Origin of the sequence: Flavobacterium sp. 3HN19-14, assembly GCF_051373205.1 — a bacterium.
Lineage (GTDB): Bacteria > Bacteroidota > Bacteroidia > Flavobacteriales > Flavobacteriaceae > Flavobacterium.
Map to the genome: position 1 here is coordinate 3,092,027 of NZ_JBPPZT010000001.1, position 15,833 is coordinate 3,107,859.

The window sequence follows — 15,833 nt, forward strand, 5'->3', positions numbered from 1 at the left end:
AATTCTGGAAAACATCTACGATACAGGAATCCCGTATTCTGCTAAAGACGCACCAGTACATTTTGAAGTTGATGGCGAATCCATTACTTCTTATTTCGATTTGTGGTACATCCCGCTTTTTGATGACGGAAAAGTCTATGGTATTTTAGCCAACGCAGTCGAGGTAACCGAAAAGAAAGTTGCACAGTTAAAAATGGAGGAAAGTGAATTCCGCTTCCGGAGTCTCGTAGAAAGTGCGCCGTTCCCAATCGGCGTTTACACAGGACGTGAAATGAAGATTTACCTCGCCAATCAAACCATTCTGGATATCTGGGAAAAGGCAACGACGTCATCGGAAAATTATATTCCGATATACTTCCTGAACTCGAAAACCAGGAAATATTTGAGCAGCTCACCGATGTATTTGATACCGGTGTCCCGTTTCACGCCCAGAATACAAAACTCGAACTGGTTGTTGGTGGTACTCCAAAAACATTCTACTTCAATTATAGCTTTACGCCCCTTTACGACGCAAACGGAAAAATCTATGGTGTCATGAATACCGCTGCCGACGTAACCGATCTTAATATTGTGAATCACAGGCTCGAGCAAAGCGAAATCAGGTTCCGCAGGCTTATTGAAGAATCTGCTGTCGCTAAATGCCTTTTCACCGGAAAAGACATGATTGTCGAGGTTGCCAACTTTAAGATGCTCAATGCATGGGGCAAAGACAAATCGATTATCGGGAAACCGCTGCGCGAAGCCGTTCCTGAACTGATTGGACAGCCATTCCTTGATATTCTTGACGACATTTACCTTACCGGAAAAACTTATGAAGCCGTGAATGAACCGGCACAATTAATGCGCGACGGTGTGCTTCATACTTTTTATTATGATTTTACGTATAAACCGGTGTTCGATTCCGACGGCAAAATCTACGGCATCATTGATACTGCGATTGACGTTACAGATGAAGTCATTATCCGGAAAAAAATCGAGGAAAGTGAGTTCCGTTTTCGCTCGATGATTGAAAATGCACCGGTCGCAATCGGATTGACAAAAGGCGATGATATGATTTTTGAAATCATCAATACGCCTTTGCTGAAAATGATCAATAAGACGGCAGACATCATCGGAAAACCAATGCTTGATGCCATTCCCGAATTAAAAAACCAGCCCGTACTTGATATTATTTATAAAGTATACAACTCCGGCGAACCTTACGTCGGGATTGAGGTGCCGATTGCGTTGCTGCAAAATGATGTAATCGAAGACCGATATTTCAACATTTCCTACACTCCGATGCTTGAAGAAGGAAAAATTGCATCGATATTGCATGTGGCCACAGATGTTACTGAACAGGTCAAAGCCCGCAAAACAATTGAAGAAGCGCAGGAAAAAGCACGGCTTGCGATTGAATCTGCCGATTTGGGTGTTTACGAATCCAATTTAATTACAGACGAAATCAGAACATCTGAAAGGTTTAACAGCATCTGGGGTATTCACAACGCAAAGACCCGCAACGACATTGTCAAAAGCGTGCATCCGGAAGATCTTTCCATACGCGAGAAAGCACATCAGGAATCACTCAAAACCGGTAACCTTCATTATGAAGCAAGGGTCGTCTGGAGCGACAATTCGATTCATTGGGTAAGGGTGAAAGGGAAAGTGATCTTCTCTGAAGAAGGCATGCCGACAACGCTTTTAGGTGTAATTCAAGACATTACAGAGCAGATGCAATTTGCAGAACAGCTTACAAAATTAGTGAACGAACGCACGCAGGAATTGCATCGCTCCAATGAAGATTTGCTGCATTTTGCACATGTTGCCAGCCATGATTTAAAAGAACCGACGCGAAAAATAAAATTTTTTGGCAACATGCTTGAAAATGAATTTAAAGACAATCTTTCTGAAAAAGGATTGTTTTACATGGGAAAAATCCAGAATGCCACAGACCGGATGTTCTCGATGATCGAAGGCGTACTCACCTACTCTGCCCTGCGTGCGTCTGAACAACCGATTGAAACCATTGACCTGAACGAAATCGTCGACAACATCGAACATGACCTTGAAGTATTGATTCTCAATAAAAACGGTAAAATCAAAAAGACAAATTGCCCGTTATCGAAGGTGCAACGGTTTTGATTTACCAGCTCTTTTACAACCTGATTAATAATTCACTTAAATTTTCAAAAGCAGACACGCCTTCGCGGATTTCGATTTCATCTTCAACAAAAGATAATTTTGCAGAAATTGTCATTAGCGACAATGGCATTGGCCTCGAAACAGAATACCTGGAACAAATTTTTAACCCATTTGCGAGGCTCAACGCCAAAGACCAATATGAAGGTACGGGATTGGGGCTGGCGCTTTGCAAGAAAATTGTTGAAAGGCATCATGGCACAATTACCGCTTCCGGAGTGCGCAATGAAGGTGCATCATTTACCATAATGCTTCCTTTAAAACAAACCGGAAAATTGGTTTAAAAAGGAATCGCCTCTGCACTTTGCAACCAAAAACAGTCCGGCAAAGCGTAAAGACGATAAAAATATTGAAATTTCGGGCTTTATTTCAAAAGAAAATTTACACCGAAATTAATGCTTGCGCGACGGTTCCAGTTGTCGTAACCATCGTTATCTTTAAAGACATTCGTCAAACCATCGGCTTCTTCAAGTTCAAAGAAAAGACGCAGTTTATCTGACACAGGGACTTTTACACCTAAACCATAAGAAATTCCAAAATCGGTTGAATTGACTTCATTCTTAATGTCATTTTCAAAAGAAGTCTCTTTGGCGTTGAGCAAAAACCCAACATACGGACCGATATTCGCGTAAAAAATCCTGTCAGGGCCGAAATGCCAGCTTGCCATTACGGGAACTGTCAGGTAATCCAGCTTGATGTCAGTAGTGACGCCACTGGTAAGACCGTTGTCATATCCTTTTTTATCGTAAATCAATTTTCCCTTGAGGCTCCAGCTTGTACTGAAATAATAATCTGCTGAAAACCCGAAATTGAAAGTCGACCTTGAATCGGTGTCGCCATCGTCCGTAGAAATTGCAGCCGCATTGTAACCTGCATTAAAGCCAAATTCGACATTTTTTTTACCTTGTGCATGGGCGGAGAAAGTGCCAATGAGAGCCATCAGTCCGAAAAGTAATTTTTTCATAGTATTTTTTTTAATCATAATAATTGTAGTGCCGGAAAATCAATAGCAAAAATTATACCTATAATGTTTGCAATGCGCCAATCAACCGATCGATATCTTCTTTTGTATTGAAATGACTGAACGAAATGCGAAGGCTTGGTTGTTTTATCGATTCCTCGGAAAGCATTTCTGCCAGCACATGCGACGGCTTTATACTTCCTGACTGACAGGCACTTCCGCGGGAAACCGCAATACCTTTCATGTCCAGATGAAACAATATCATGATGGTTTTTTCTTCAGAAAATGGCAACAATACATTGAGGATATTATAAAATGTCGATTCAAAATTGCCGTTAGATTTTGCATCAGGAAAATGTTTAATAAGTTCACTGAAAGCATATTTTTTTAGGTTGTGTATGTATTCTCGCTCCGATTCAAGATGCTGATACGACAATTCCAATGCTTTTGCCATTCCGACAATATTGTGCACAGATTCTGTTCCGGGGCGCAGGCCTTTCTCCTGTTCTCCACCGAAAAACAAAGGATTTACGAGAAGTCCTTTCCTGATAAATGCAAAGCCAACGCCTTTCGGTTAGGTGGAATTTATGTGCGCTCGCGGTCAGGAAATCAATCGGTAATTGTTGCAAATCAAAATTCGTTTTGCCAATCGACTGTACGGTATCCGAATGAAAATAAGCGCCATATTGTTTGCAAATGGTTCCTGTTTGCTGCAAATCAAGCACAACACCGGTTTCATTATTGACATGCATCAATGAAACCAATGTGGGAATATCATCTGACAGCAATTCTGAAAGATCACTTAAACGAATTGTTCCGTCAGGTTGAATCGGTAAAAAATCAACCTGAATATTGAATTCATGCTGTATTTTTTCAATCGCATGCAAGACGGCATGGTGCTCAATTTTTGTAGTGATGATGCGCTGTACTTTCAGGTCTTTGACGGCAGTGCGCAAAATCCAGTTGTTGGCTTCGGTCGCGCCCGATGTGAAAATGATTTCCTGTGCCGTGCAATTCAGATGTTTCGCAATGGATTTTCGGGAGAGTTCAAGGCTGTTTTTAGAAGTGCGTCCAAAACTGTGCGTAGATGACGGATTTCCATAATCGTCAGTCATTATCCTGACCATTTCCCGGATGACTTCAGGGCGAATGGCGGTAGTGGCCGCGTTATCGAGGTAAATTTTTTTCATTGGTGCAAAGTTAACGATTTTCACTTTGTGATTTCATTGTGACAGGGCAATTCTTAATTGTCGTTTTTTTGATTATTTTTGCGTAAATTAATCCTGCTATGAAAAAAATCTTGTGCCTGTTTTTCTTTGTTTTTTTGCTGAACGGCTGTGATGACGGTGATATAACGGTTGAATCTTTCGACTTCAGTACTGTTGAAACCAAAAAATGCAATGTAGATACTGATAATTTCTTTGTATTTAAAATTAACGGCAAAGAAGCGCTGATTGTAAAAATTCCGAAGGAAAGTTTCCCGAATGAAGTCGGCACAGATATCGTTCACATCGGCGGCGCCAATCAGGTTATTTACAGGTTATACAATGATGAACTTGCAGAAACAGATATTTGTACGGCCATCCCTTCGTCGACACCGACTGTTAAAACCGAATGGGTCGCAATTGCGGGTGATATTGAAATCGTGACCAATGTTATTAATCCGCTAAACGAAACAACGGGCGCGACTGTCATCACGGGTTATAACCACACCATCACGTTCAAGAACATTGTTTTTGACCGCGGCGACGGGACAGAGCAAAGCAATGATTCCATAACTTTCGGCACCTACAGAACCGATGCTCTGCAGCCGGTAGCGTTTAACAATATCAACATCAACGATTGTACTTCCAACAACTTACTTTTTAAGTTTTCGGGTGTTCAGGCGCTGACACTTAATCTGGACGCGGCAACTTATGCGACTTTGTTTGCAAATGAAACCACGGCTACAGGTCAACCAAGAACTGCAGCTATCTCGGCTACCAATAAACTCAATTACCGCGTTTTTACAACCGGACTTACCTTAGAATATTTCTGTGCTGCGACGACTCCGACAACGCCTGCTCGAAGCGAATTATGGGAAGGCGAAGAAGGTGGTGTTATTGAAGTCGAAACCACTACGAACGGCCCTAATTTTGTGCATACGATTAGATTCAGGAATGTAAAATATAAGAATCCTTCCAATCAATTGGAATTTTCTTTGGGAACCAATTATTTGTTTGGGGAATTTGTAACCCAAGGATAACTGATAAATTTCAAAAAAAGCAATTTCAAAAATCAAGCTCAACAAGGCACAATACGCTCAAATCGAAATTTGATTTTTGAAATTGAAATTGAAATTGATTTTTGACATTGAAATCATCCTTTCTGTTGCCGGATAAAAATCTCAGTTGCGCCCAATCCGTATTTTTGGTAGTTGGCATCGCGAAAATCAATGTTGTCATACCTGCCTAACAGGAAATCCAATTCTGATTTGAGTACGCCCTCACCTACACCGTGAATAAAAACGATTTTCGGAATCCTGTTTTTATGGCGAATTCTACGTGTCTTTTCGCGGTTTCTGTCTGTAAAGTAAGGATTTCATAATTGCTCATCGAACGGAAATTCTTCACGAGCTTTTCGATATGAAGGTCGAATTCCGGTGGTGGGATTTCTTTCGGTTTTTTCTCCTTAATAAAACTGCGTGGTTTCGGGATTTCTTTCTCTTTATAATTTGATTGAGATTTGGCCGATGTTGAAGTTGAGATTGCTTTCACCGGTCTTCAATAATTCCTTCGCGTCGAATGCCAGTTCAAAGCCGTCAGTTGTGAGCACCATGATTCGGTTGTTAAGTGACCAGATCACAACGCCGTCCATCGCTTCATCGAGCACGGTTACCTTATCACCTTTACTGAACGTCATCGTTGTCTTTTTCTTTGTGGTTGCTTGGCAGTTTCGAGCCAAACTGCATCAGGCTGATCATAAAAACTACAATGCAGCCACAAACAATATAGATATTCGGTTGGTCTTTGCTTTGCTCATAAACGCCGAAAAATCCGGAAACGACCATGAGTGGAATGAGGAATTTCTTCATAAAAACAGATTGAAATCCAAAAGTAAAGAACTTTCAAAGAATAGCAGTAAAGTTTAGCACAGATTCTATTTTTTTTGTAAAATTGTACACCAACTTTTCACCATGAACATAGAGAGATACATGTTGCCTTGCATGAACAAAGCCATTTTCGGGGTCGACTGTCCCGGCTGTGGCCTGCAAAGATCTTTGCTGATGGTTTGCAATGGCGAATTCATCAATGCGTTTCATATGTTCCCTGCGGTTTATACGACGATTTTATTTTTCGCTTCAATCGGAATGAATTTTATCGATAAATCACGGGATTATCACAAAATAATTATTACACTTGCGATAGCCAACGGTATTATAATGCTTGCGGCTTATCTGTATAAAATTTTAAACCATTAACCAATAACTATTTATAACCAACTATGGAAAATCAAATTTTAGAAAAACAAAAATTACCTAATGCAACGGCTGTACTCGTACTCGGGATTTTATCAATTGTAACCTGCTGCTGTTACGGTATCTTCGGATTACTTTTTTCAATCATTGCGCTTGTACTTGCCAAAAAGGACATGAAATTGTATCAGGAAAATCCGGAATTATATTCCAATTACAAAAACCTGAACACGGGAAGGATTATTTCAATAGTCGGTTTAGTATTGAGTATCGTTTTCATTTTGTATGTCGCTTTCCAATTATATACTCTTGGATGGGACGGAATGCAGGCAGCAAGGGAAGAATTCATGAGAGCTTATACCGAAGCCCAGCAAAAGCAAAAGCACTAAAATTTAAAATTATAACAAAAAAGCCGCTGAAATTTCAGCGGCTTTTTTTATTATTCAAAAGTCTTTAAGGTCTTGATGATGATACCCACGCAATCAAGCAATTGCTCTTCATTCATTACCAAAGGCGGTGCAAAGCGAATGATGTTACCGTGCGTTGGTTTGGCAAGCAATCCGTTGTCGGCTAATTTTACACAGATATCCCAGGCAGTTGAACTTTCTTCAGTATCATTAATTACAATAGCATTCAGCAAACCTTTTCCTCTTACCAAAGTAGCGATGTTCGATGTTTTTATGTATTCGCCAATTTTATTTCGGAAAATACGGCCAAGATATTCAGCGTTTTCAGCGAGATTTTCTTCTTCAACAACTTCAAGTGCTGCAACGGCTACAACGGCTGCAAGCGGATTTCCGCCAAAAGTCGAACCGTGTTGCCCCGGCTTGATGACATTCATAATCGGGTCGTTCGCCAAGACGGCAGAAACGGGATAAACACCACCTGAAATCGCTTTTCCTAAAATCAGGATATCGGGTTTTACGTTTTCGTGGTCAACAGCTAACAATCTTCCGGTTCTCGCAATTCCGGTTTGCACTTCGTCAGCGATAAACAATACATTGTGCTTTTCACACAGCGCTTTTGCTTTCGAAAGATAGCCTTCTGAAGGAACGTAAACGCCAGCTTCGCCCTGGATTGGCTCGACAAGGAAACCTGCAATATTTTTAGTTGATGTAATTGCTTTTTCTAAGGCATCGATGTCATCGTAAGCGATTTTAATGAATCCGGCTGTATACGGAACCAAAATTCTTACGTGCATTTTCATCATTCGAAAACGAAATGATTGTGGTGGTTCTTCCGTGGAAGTTGCCTTCACAAACGATGATTTGCGCTTGGTGCTCTTCGATTCCTTTGACTTCATAAGCCCATTTGCGGCAAAGTTTTAATGCAGTTTCTACAGCTTCGGCGCCTGTATTCATTGGCAAGACCTTGTCGAAACCAAAATATCCGGTAAGGAATTTTTCGTACTGCTCGTAACTGGTCGTTATAAAACGCACGGGAAGTTAACGTCAATGTTTGCGCCTGCTCTGTGAGCGCATTTACGATTTTTGGATGGCAGTGTCCCTGGTCGACTGCAGAATAAGCGGAAAGGAAATCGTAGTACTTTTTTCCTTCGACATCCCACACATAAACACCTTCTCCTTTGCTCAATACCACCGGAAGTGGGTGATAATTGTGCGCGCCATATTTTTTCTCTGCAGCAATTAAAGCTTCGGAACTTGTTTTTTCTAAAACTGACATTGTAATTTCTTTTTGAAGTATGCTTTTACAATTCCTTCTTTATGGAGAGAAATCATCCAGATATGACGCAAAAATAACCTTTTTATTGCGGATTTAATAAATTTTAGTCGAAATAATTTACATCAACTATATATAACGACCAATATTTATTTGAAAAAAATATCTTCTATAACCCGATTAAACTTTAACAATTTTTACGGCAAACCCGTAACCGGAAATTTATAATTTTTCGTAGGGATGCATCCTCCCCTTCCCTGAAGGTAAAATACGATTTTTTCCAACACGTTGTATTACGGGAATGCCGTAAAAATTGTTAAATCTTATAATGTGGGATTGTACTAAAAACTTGAGAAAGTCACATCAAACTGCGACAAAATCAATCTTTAATCTTACTCAAAATATCATTCATCATTTCAATCTGTATCTTCTGGATTTCGATCAGCTCTTTCTGTTGGTGCAGGATCAAATGGTCCAATTTTTCATGCAGCGTCCTTATTTCCATTTCAGATTTCAGGTTGATCATGTAATCATCTTTGGCACGATCACGGTCTTTTTCTTCCTGACGGTTCTGGCTCATCATGATGACAGGCGCTTGCAACGCAGCGAGGCACGAAAGAATCAGGTTGAGTAAAATGAACGGATAGGGGTCAAATCCTTTGTTGCCCAGGAAGTAAATATTCGCCGAAATCCAAAGCAGAATAAAAACGCTGAAGGTGATGATGAATGTCCAGCTTCCTCCAAAAGTGGCGACTTTATCAGCGACTTTTTGTCCAAATGTAAAATCGTCATTCTTATTATCAGCAAGGCCAACAGAGAGCAGGCTTTCGGTTTTCATCGCTTCCAAAACAGCAGTTTCCATATCGGACAGGTTACCGGTTTCTTTCGAAAGATAATCAGATATATATTTTTCTCTGTAAACATTCAATTCTGAGACCGAAATATTCGAAGCCGACGAGAAATCAGGAAAATCAGCCTGTATCAAATCGAGAACCGGACAACTGATGGCGCTTCCGGGAATTCGTTCAGTTTCCGGGAACTCTTTCCGGAAATCACGCTTGTAAACAACTTCTTATCTTTCATAAAATCATTTTCAGTAAATGTACAAAACACAAAAACTCCGTTAGCGTACCAACGGAGTTTTTATTTGTGGTGAAATATTTCTTAAGCCAAAGTTGCCGAAGATGTAATTTCTGTATCAAAAAGTTTAGAAATCGGGCAGTTTTCCTCAGCCTTTGTTACCAATGCCTGAAAGGCATCATTCGTGATTCCGGCAACTTTCGCGTTAACCGTCAGGTGTGAGTTGGTGATGGTGAAATTTTCCATCGTAATGACGCAATTCGTTTCCAGTTGTTCAATCTCGAATCCTTCTTCTGTAATAAAAGCTGAAAGTTGCATTGTAAAACAACCGGCATGTGCGGCTGCAACCAATTCTTCCGGATTGGTACCGATTCCGTCTTCAAAACGGGTCTTGAATGAATATTGCGCATTGTCTAAAACCTTGCTCTGTGTGGTCAATTTTCCGTTACCTTCTTTAATAGAGCCGGTCCAGACTGCTGTAGCATTTCTCTTCATGGGGATGTTATTTAATTGTTAGTGGTGATAGTTATCGTATAAATTTACTCGATTAATTCCTAAAACGAAAAACGTCATTTAAAAATTAACAAAAACAAAACAATGTTAATGGGAATGTGATTTGCGGTAGACTTTGAGTCTTACGGTGAAAGTTGCACCTCTATTTTCGCCTTTACTTTCAGCTTTGAGCGTGCCGTCAGATTTTTTAATAATCTGGTTGCAAAGGTAAAGGCCAATTCCGGTAGTAGATTCGTTTTGTGTGCCGGGCCTTCTCATTTTCGTGAATTTCTGGAAAAGTTCGTTCCTTTCGCCATTGTCAAAACCAACGCCGTTGTCCTTCACTTCAATTTCAAGATGCGCGTGTGTTTTTTCAATGGTCAAGCGGATTTCGTTACCCGGATGCGAAAATTTAATCGCGTTGTCTACAAGATTTATAACGACCTGCGTCAGCATTTCCTGGCTGATTTTCAGATAAGCTTCGGCAACATCTTTATCAACAGTAAGTTTAATATTTTTGTTCTTTAGCTTCTGTCCGAGTATCCTGGTTTACAGTAGCGACAATATCGGAAAAACTAACGCTTTTTACACGCAAATGCTGCGAAGCGATTTTTTCTTCTTCCTGCATGAGGCTTAATATACTTTCAATGAATTCTGTCTGGCGTTCCGTCGAAAGTAAAATCAATTCAGCGGAAGATTTGATGTTGTCTGCCGGTTTTTCATCAAGAATCACCTGCGCCAAAGACGCCGGAGTTGCTGCAAAATTCTTAAGGTCATGCGACAAAAGAAAAATCAAATCCTGTTTCTGTTTGAGCAGGTTTTCTGAACTTTTTATCGAAGAAATGATGTTAGTCATTAACAATCCTGCCTCGTCTTCGAATTCATTAGGCAAATTTGTTGGAAGTAATCGTTTATTCTTATACAATTCAAGTGCTTTCGAAGCTGCTTCTACAGGCTTGATTAATTTCCTGAGGCAAATCAGCGTAATGACTGTCGCAACAAGCGTAACCGACAACGTAACATAAAAAATGTTGTGTACAGACATGGCCTTCTCATAGAAAGCCAGGAAAAATATGATGCCGATAAGCGGAAGATGTATACCGAGAAAGGCAACAAATAGAAATTTAAAGGCGTAACTTTTATTGAGCAACGGCACTTTTGATAACTGCGTGTAGAGTCTCATAGATGTTGGGTTAGTTTGGCGTAAATATTTACGTTAAATTAAAGAATTAAGTTTGAAAAAACGACAATATTCCCTGTTAAATTGCACTTAATAACGACGAACAGGAAATTATTTAAACATTTCAATCATAAATCTAATCAAAGCCTTATTTTTGCGCCATGGGAAGAAAAAATACAGACAAAATCGTTTTCAATCATATTAAGGTTCATGATGCCGGCGCAAAAGGCGTTTCAGTTGCCAAAGCTCCGGATGGTAAAGTCATTTTTATCCCGAATGTCGTTCCGGGCGATGTGGTTGACATACAGACTTTTAAAAAGCGAAAAGCGTATTACGAAGGAAAAGCCATTCATTTTCATGAGTTTTCCGAACACCGCACTGAGCCCGTTTGCCAGCATTTTGGCGTATGCGGCGGCTGTAAATGGCAGAACATGAAATATTCTCAGCAGTTGTTCTATAAGCAGAATGAAGTGAAAAATCACTTGCAGCGCATCGGCAAAATCGAATTGCCTGAATTTGAAGATATTTTAGGTTCTGAAAATCAATTTTTCTACCGCAATAAAATGGAATTCGGTTTCTCCAATTCCCGTTGGCTGACCGAAAAGGAAGTGCAGAGCTCAGAAGATATCGACAGCAGAAATGCACTCGGTTTTCACATCCCGAAAATGTGGGACAAAATCCTCGACATCCAGAAATGCTGGCTTCAGGAAGACCCGTCAAACGCCATCCGCAATGAAATCAGGCAATTTGCCAAAGACAATAATCTGGATTTTTTTGACCCTAGAAACCACGAAGGCCTTTTGCGTACGCTAATGATCCGCACTGCTTCAACCGGCGAAATCATGGTCTTGATCCAGTTTTTCAAGGAAGAAAAAGAAAACCGCGAGTTGCTGCTTGATTTTATCGCGCAACGTTTCCCGGAAATCACGTCGTTACAATACGTCATCAACGGCAAACCGAATGATACGATTTACGACCAGGACGTGAAATTGTACAAAGGCCGCGATTACATCCTTGAAGAAATGGAAGGACTACATTTCAGCATCAACGCGAAATCATTTTACCAGACCAATTCCGCGCAGGCGTATGAATTGTATAAGATTACACGCGAATTTGCAGGATTGACGGGCAATGAAACCGTTTATGACCTTTATACCGGAACCGGAACCATCGCGCAATTCGTTTCAAAACAAGCGGCGAAAGTCATTGGCGTCGAAGCCGTTCCCGAGGCGATTGCAGATGCTAAAGAAAATGCAAAACGCAATAATATTACGAACTGTGAGTTTTTTGTAGGCGATATGAAGGTGGTTTTCAACGAAAGTTTTATCGCAAAACACGGAAAACCGGATGTTATCATTACCGATCCGCCAAGAGACGGGATGCATAAGGATGTAGTCGAGCAAATCCTGAAAATCCATCCCGAAAAAGTGGTTTATGTAAGTTGCAATTCGGCAACACAGGCACGCGATTTGGCTTTGATGGATGAAAAATACAAAGCCACTCGCGTTCGTCCGGTGGATATGTTTCCGCAGACGCACCACGTGGAAAATGTCGTACTTTTGGAAAGAAGATAGACCGCAGATAGCAGGTTGAAGTCGGCAGATCTGAGTTGAGATTGCTATTGAATTTGAAATTAAATTATGAAAAAAATATTTCTTTTATTATTGGCATGCGCATTTGCCTTTTCCGGATGCGAGAAAGATGACATCTGCGACGGCAGCACGCCAACAACACCGCGTATCGTCATTGAATTTTATGATTACAGTAATCCGGCTGTTCTCAAAAAAGTTACCAATCTGAAAGTTATCGGGATAAAAGAAGACGACCCAAATGCAGAGGTTGAGGAAGATGAAGGCGTTGTGCTTAATGAAACTGCAGGAAGTCTCACGCCTTATCTCAGTAACGAAAGTAAGATTGCGCTTCCGTTACGCACCGCTGGCGACCGTACACGATATAAATTCATTTTAAATTTCGGAAATGCGAATGAAGCGTTAGTACTCACCGACCTCGTCACATTTAATTATACGCGTTCAGAAGAATATGTCTCAAGAGCATGCGGATTCAAAACGATGTTCAACCTGAATTTACCTACAGATCCTAGTGCACCTATAGTCGTCAACAACGGAAATCCGGGCAACTGGATCAAAGGCATGGAAATCACCGAATCAAAAATCGAAACAGAAAATGAAACACATGTCAAAATATTTTTTTAGCATCAGTTTCTTACTGTGCGCCTTTTTCGGTCAGGGCCCAGGAAGCGAAGAAAGACAGCGTGCAGCCCAAAAAAGAACGTTACGGCGTTCGCATTGGCGTCGATCTGTTCAAGATTGCACGCTCGGTTTACGATAAAGATTATAAAGGGCTCGAATTGACCGGAGATTACAGGCTTACACGCAAATATTACGCAGCCGCAGAACTCGGGAATGAAAATAAAACCACGAACGACGACCAGTTGAATTTTACCACAAAAGGCACATTCCTAAAAGTCGGATTCGATTACAATGCCCATGAAAACTGGCTCGACCTCGAGAATATGATTTACGTCGGATTGCGTTATGGCATCAGTTCGTTCAGCCAGGAACTCAACAGCTATGTGATTTACAATCCAAATCCGTATTTCGGAGAACCATCGCAAATTGTTTCGGGCGAGAAATTCAGCGGCCTTTCCGCACAATGGGTTGAAGTCGTTGCCGGTTTGAAAACGCAGGTCTTTAAGAATACTTTCGTCGGATTCAGTTTCAGGCTCAACACTTTGGTTTCCAACAACAAACCGGCCGGATTCGACAATCTTTATATTCCGGGTTTCAACCGTACTTATGCCGGGAATTTTGGCGTTGGATTTAATTATACGGTGTCTTATCTCATTCCGCTTTATAAGAAAAAAGTGAAAGTTGTGGAGGAAAAGGACGATAAGAAATCTAAGAAAAAGAAATAATTAGAAAATGTGAAAATTAGATAATTAGATAATGAACAAATTTTTAACATTATCTCATTTTCTAATTTACTAATTATCTAATTCACCTCCCTCACTCCTTTCACAAAAAGCCATTGCATGAATATCTTTTCGCCGTTGGCCGTTTTTACAGATTGGAATTTAGGCGCAAGCAAACTGGCTGCAACCGCTGCGATTACAGGCTTTAAAATTCCGTTTGCATAAGTAAAAGTAGCGAGCAGGAAATAGGTAATAATGTATAAAAATGCAAAACCCAGAAAGTTATATAAAAGTGCCTTGTTTTTCTTTGTCATAATGATTGAAATATCGGCAAAAGTAATGATTTTTTGAGTTTTGTACGTGGTGAAATATCGCTTTCTCAGGTAACTTTGAATTTGAAAAGTAAATGTAATCCATCTTTAATTTTTTTAGTAATTTTAGTAATTACTTATTATAAATCGTGATATTCTTAATTTTCTTCGAATTTTCAAACAAATCCGTATGAAACAATTATTACTTTTCACATTATTGCTGCATTCACAATTTGACTTCTCTGCAATTATTACGCCGCCGCCGACAGCCAGTGCTCAGAATTTTTGTGATTATACAACAGTCAGCCAGCTTGTCGCAAATGGCAGTTATATTAAATGGTACGAAAACGAAAATGGCGGTTCGGCTTTAAATCCGGACACGCAAATTTTCACTGGAATTTATTACGCCTCACAAACCCTCAATAACGAAGAAAGTACAAGAACTTCCGTAGATGTCATCGTCAATACCGCTCCGATCGTTGATGAATTAGGTGTGGTTTATGGCTGTCATTCTTACGCATTGCCTTCGCTGAATGTCGGCGTGTGGTTTGGCAATCAGGAACACACCGAAGCTTTCAATCCCGGCGACGTATTCGACATCAGCCGCAATCTCTTCATATTTGCTGAAAATGAATGTGGAAGTGCCGAAAGCTGGGTTTCTATTATCATTGAAAGTGAACTCGAATTGCCTTTTGAGGAAAATATCGAAACCTGTGGCAGTTATTTCCTTCCTGATTTTTCCGAAGGCGGTTACTACACGCAATCCGGCGGCAATGGAGCAATGCTTTCAGGTGGCGAGGAAATTACGATGAGCCAAACGCTATATAAATATGCCGTCAATTCCTGCGGAGGCGCGCAAACTATTTTGCACATCACGATTAACCAACCCGCTTTTGTTGCGTTTCGCGACGACGTTTATACTTGCGGAAGTTACGTTTTACCACCCATCAGCAGCGGAAATTACTACACCGCTTCCAACACCGGCGGGCAATTATTACAACCGGGAACAGTGCTAACGACTTCGCAACTGATTTACATGTATGCCGGAAATGGCTGCGGCGATGCCGAAAGCAGTTTTTATGTGAATATTGCCGATACTATTGATACGACGCTGAATGTTTCGGAAAATCAATTGACATCGAACCAACAAAATGCTGCTTATCAATGGTGGACTTGCAATGAAAATCCGCAGCCGGTTCCAGACGCGACCGGGCAAATTTTTGCGCCTGAAAGCAGCGGCATTTATTCAGTATTGATTATGCTTGGCGATTGCAGCCTGATGAGCGAATGCATGCCGGTTGAGTTATTGAACATTTCAGATATTGAAAATGAAGATTTTATCATCTATCCAAATCCGGCTAAAAGCACAATCCAAATAAAAAATCTCAAAGACACCGCAATTCAATGCGTTAAAATATCGGATATGTCGGGGAAAATTGTCTTCCGGCAAGACTTTCCTTCAGGCAATTTAAATATCGAAAAACTAAGCCGCGGTGTTTACATTGTACAACTAATTTCAAACGATAAAAATATCATCCAAAAATTCATCAAAAACTAACAAA

Annotated in this window: 19 protein-coding genes and 3 pseudogenes; 10 read left to right on the forward strand and 12 right to left on the reverse strand. The window is 40.5% G+C overall.

Annotation, left to right across the window (positions count from 1 at the left end; all coding sequences use genetic code 11):
- Positions 1-351 precede the first annotated feature (351 nt).
- The 3 genes and pseudogenes from ACSLFW_RS16650 to ACSLFW_RS16660 all read left to right on the forward strand — a co-directional run.
- Positions 352-501 (forward strand): annotated as a pseudogene (locus ACSLFW_RS16650) (hypothetical protein); the annotation flags it as partial.
- A 33-nt stretch (positions 502-534) separates the two neighbouring features.
- Positions 535-2,124 carry a PAS domain-containing sensor histidine kinase gene (locus ACSLFW_RS16655; protein WP_436556690.1) on the forward strand — a complete coding sequence of 530 codons (1,590 nt, stop codon included), beginning with the start codon at positions 535-537 and terminating at the stop codon, positions 2,122-2,124.
- The gene (locus tag ACSLFW_RS16660) at positions 2,094-2,465 is read left to right on the forward strand and encodes a sensor histidine kinase (RefSeq protein ID WP_436556691.1); all 372 of its coding nucleotides are present in this window, start codon (positions 2,094-2,096) and stop codon (positions 2,463-2,465) included. The genes ACSLFW_RS16655 and ACSLFW_RS16660 overlap by 31 nt, the downstream gene beginning before the upstream one ends.
- 80 nt (positions 2,466-2,545) lie before the next feature.
- Here the strand turns inward: ACSLFW_RS16660 and ACSLFW_RS16665 are convergent, their stop codons facing one another.
- Both ACSLFW_RS16665 and ACSLFW_RS16670 read right to left on the reverse strand, forming a co-directional pair.
- Positions 2,546-3,145 carry a porin family protein gene (locus ACSLFW_RS16665; RefSeq protein ID WP_436556692.1) on the reverse strand — a complete coding sequence of 200 codons (600 nt, stop codon included), beginning with the start codon at positions 3,143-3,145 and terminating at the stop codon, positions 2,546-2,548.
- Positions 3,146-3,203: 58 nt separating this feature from the next.
- A pseudogene (locus tag ACSLFW_RS16670) lies at positions 3,204-4,332 on the reverse strand (cysteine desulfurase family protein).
- 98 nt (positions 4,333-4,430) lie between these two features.
- Here ACSLFW_RS16670 and ACSLFW_RS16675 point away from each other — a divergent pair.
- Positions 4,431-5,387, forward strand: a complete 957-nt coding sequence (locus ACSLFW_RS16675; protein ID WP_436556693.1) for a hypothetical protein — start codon at positions 4,431-4,433, stop codon at positions 5,385-5,387.
- A 113-nt stretch (positions 5,388-5,500) separates the two neighbouring features.
- Here ACSLFW_RS16675 and ACSLFW_RS16680 read toward each other — a convergent pair whose 3' ends face one another.
- Genes ACSLFW_RS16680 through ACSLFW_RS16695 form a run of 4 tightly spaced genes read right to left on the reverse strand, consistent with a single transcriptional unit; the run spans position 5,501 to position 6,215 of the window.
- Entirely contained in the window at positions 5,501-5,680 is a 180-nt protein-coding gene (locus ACSLFW_RS16680; protein WP_436557481.1) for a Smr/MutS family protein, read from the reverse strand.
- On the reverse strand, positions 5,632-5,898 hold the full coding sequence (locus ACSLFW_RS16685; RefSeq protein ID WP_436556694.1) for a hypothetical protein: 267 nt from the start codon (positions 5,896-5,898) through the stop codon (positions 5,632-5,634). Before ACSLFW_RS16685 ends, ACSLFW_RS16680 begins: the two co-directional genes overlap by 49 nt.
- Positions 5,849-6,043, reverse strand: coding sequence for a hypothetical protein (locus tag ACSLFW_RS16690; protein WP_436556695.1), 195 nt, complete (start codon positions 6,041-6,043; stop codon positions 5,849-5,851). The genes ACSLFW_RS16685 and ACSLFW_RS16690 overlap by 50 nt, the downstream gene beginning before the upstream one ends.
- Complete coding sequence (locus ACSLFW_RS16695; RefSeq protein WP_436556696.1) at positions 6,030-6,215, reverse strand: hypothetical protein; 186 nt, start codon at positions 6,213-6,215, stop codon at positions 6,030-6,032. Before ACSLFW_RS16695 ends, ACSLFW_RS16690 begins: the two co-directional genes overlap by 14 nt.
- Positions 6,216-6,317: 102 nt before the next feature.
- Between ACSLFW_RS16695 and ACSLFW_RS16700 the strand changes: the two genes are divergently transcribed.
- Together ACSLFW_RS16700 and ACSLFW_RS16705 are read left to right on the forward strand one after the other, a co-directional pair.
- A complete protein-coding gene (locus ACSLFW_RS16700) occupies positions 6,318-6,602 on the forward strand; it encodes a DUF2752 domain-containing protein (RefSeq protein WP_436556697.1) in 285 nt (94 codons plus the stop codon).
- A gap of 23 nt (positions 6,603-6,625) precedes the next feature.
- Positions 6,626-6,985 (forward strand): CCC motif membrane protein, encoded by a 360-nt coding sequence (locus tag ACSLFW_RS16705; RefSeq protein ID WP_436556698.1) that lies wholly within the window; start codon positions 6,626-6,628, stop codon positions 6,983-6,985.
- Positions 6,986-7,035: 50 nt separating this feature from the next.
- Here the strand turns inward: ACSLFW_RS16705 and rocD are convergent.
- The 5 genes and pseudogenes from rocD to ACSLFW_RS16730 form a co-directional block, all read right to left on the reverse strand.
- Positions 7,036-8,279: pseudogene (rocD, locus tag ACSLFW_RS16710) on the reverse strand (ornithine--oxo-acid transaminase).
- A 376-nt stretch (positions 8,280-8,655) separates the two neighbouring features.
- Positions 8,656-9,261, reverse strand: a complete 606-nt coding sequence (locus ACSLFW_RS16715; RefSeq protein WP_436556699.1) for a DUF1003 domain-containing protein — start codon at positions 9,259-9,261, stop codon at positions 8,656-8,658.
- A gap of 179 nt (positions 9,262-9,440) precedes the next feature.
- Positions 9,441-9,851, reverse strand: coding sequence for an OsmC family protein (locus tag ACSLFW_RS16720; protein ID WP_436556700.1), 411 nt, complete (start codon positions 9,849-9,851; stop codon positions 9,441-9,443).
- A gap of 105 nt (positions 9,852-9,956) precedes the next feature.
- Entirely contained in the window at positions 9,957-10,304 is a 348-nt protein-coding gene (locus tag ACSLFW_RS16725) for a sensor histidine kinase (protein ID WP_436556701.1), read from the reverse strand.
- A gap of 52 nt (positions 10,305-10,356) precedes the next feature.
- On the reverse strand, positions 10,357-11,031 hold the full coding sequence (locus ACSLFW_RS16730; protein ID WP_436556702.1) for a hypothetical protein: 675 nt from the start codon (positions 11,029-11,031) through the stop codon (positions 10,357-10,359).
- 158 nt (positions 11,032-11,189) lie between these two features.
- On the opposite strand from ACSLFW_RS16730, the gene rlmD reads away from it, so the two are divergent.
- The 3 genes from rlmD to ACSLFW_RS16745 all read left to right on the forward strand — a co-directional run bounded on the left by rlmD (position 11,190) and on the right by ACSLFW_RS16745 (position 13,963).
- A complete protein-coding gene (gene rlmD, locus ACSLFW_RS16735; protein ID WP_436556703.1) occupies positions 11,190-12,602 on the forward strand; it encodes a 23S rRNA (uracil(1939)-C(5))-methyltransferase RlmD in 1,413 nt (470 codons plus the stop codon).
- A gap of 66 nt (positions 12,603-12,668) precedes the next feature.
- Complete coding sequence (locus tag ACSLFW_RS16740; RefSeq protein ID WP_436556704.1) at positions 12,669-13,241, forward strand: DUF6452 family protein; 573 nt, start codon at positions 12,669-12,671, stop codon at positions 13,239-13,241.
- Between the two features lie 59 nt (positions 13,242-13,300).
- Complete coding sequence (locus ACSLFW_RS16745; protein ID WP_436556705.1) at positions 13,301-13,963, forward strand: DUF6048 family protein; 663 nt, start codon at positions 13,301-13,303, stop codon at positions 13,961-13,963.
- 77 nt (positions 13,964-14,040) lie between these two features.
- Here the strand turns inward: ACSLFW_RS16745 and ACSLFW_RS16750 are convergent, their stop codons facing one another.
- Positions 14,041-14,274 (reverse strand): hypothetical protein, encoded by a 234-nt coding sequence (locus ACSLFW_RS16750; RefSeq protein WP_436556706.1) that lies wholly within the window; start codon positions 14,272-14,274, stop codon positions 14,041-14,043.
- Between the two features lie 187 nt (positions 14,275-14,461).
- Between ACSLFW_RS16750 and ACSLFW_RS16755 the strand changes: the two genes are divergently transcribed.
- Entirely contained in the window at positions 14,462-15,829 is a 1,368-nt protein-coding gene (locus ACSLFW_RS16755) for a T9SS type A sorting domain-containing protein (RefSeq protein ID WP_436556707.1), read from the forward strand.
- Positions 15,830-15,833 lie beyond the last annotated feature (4 nt).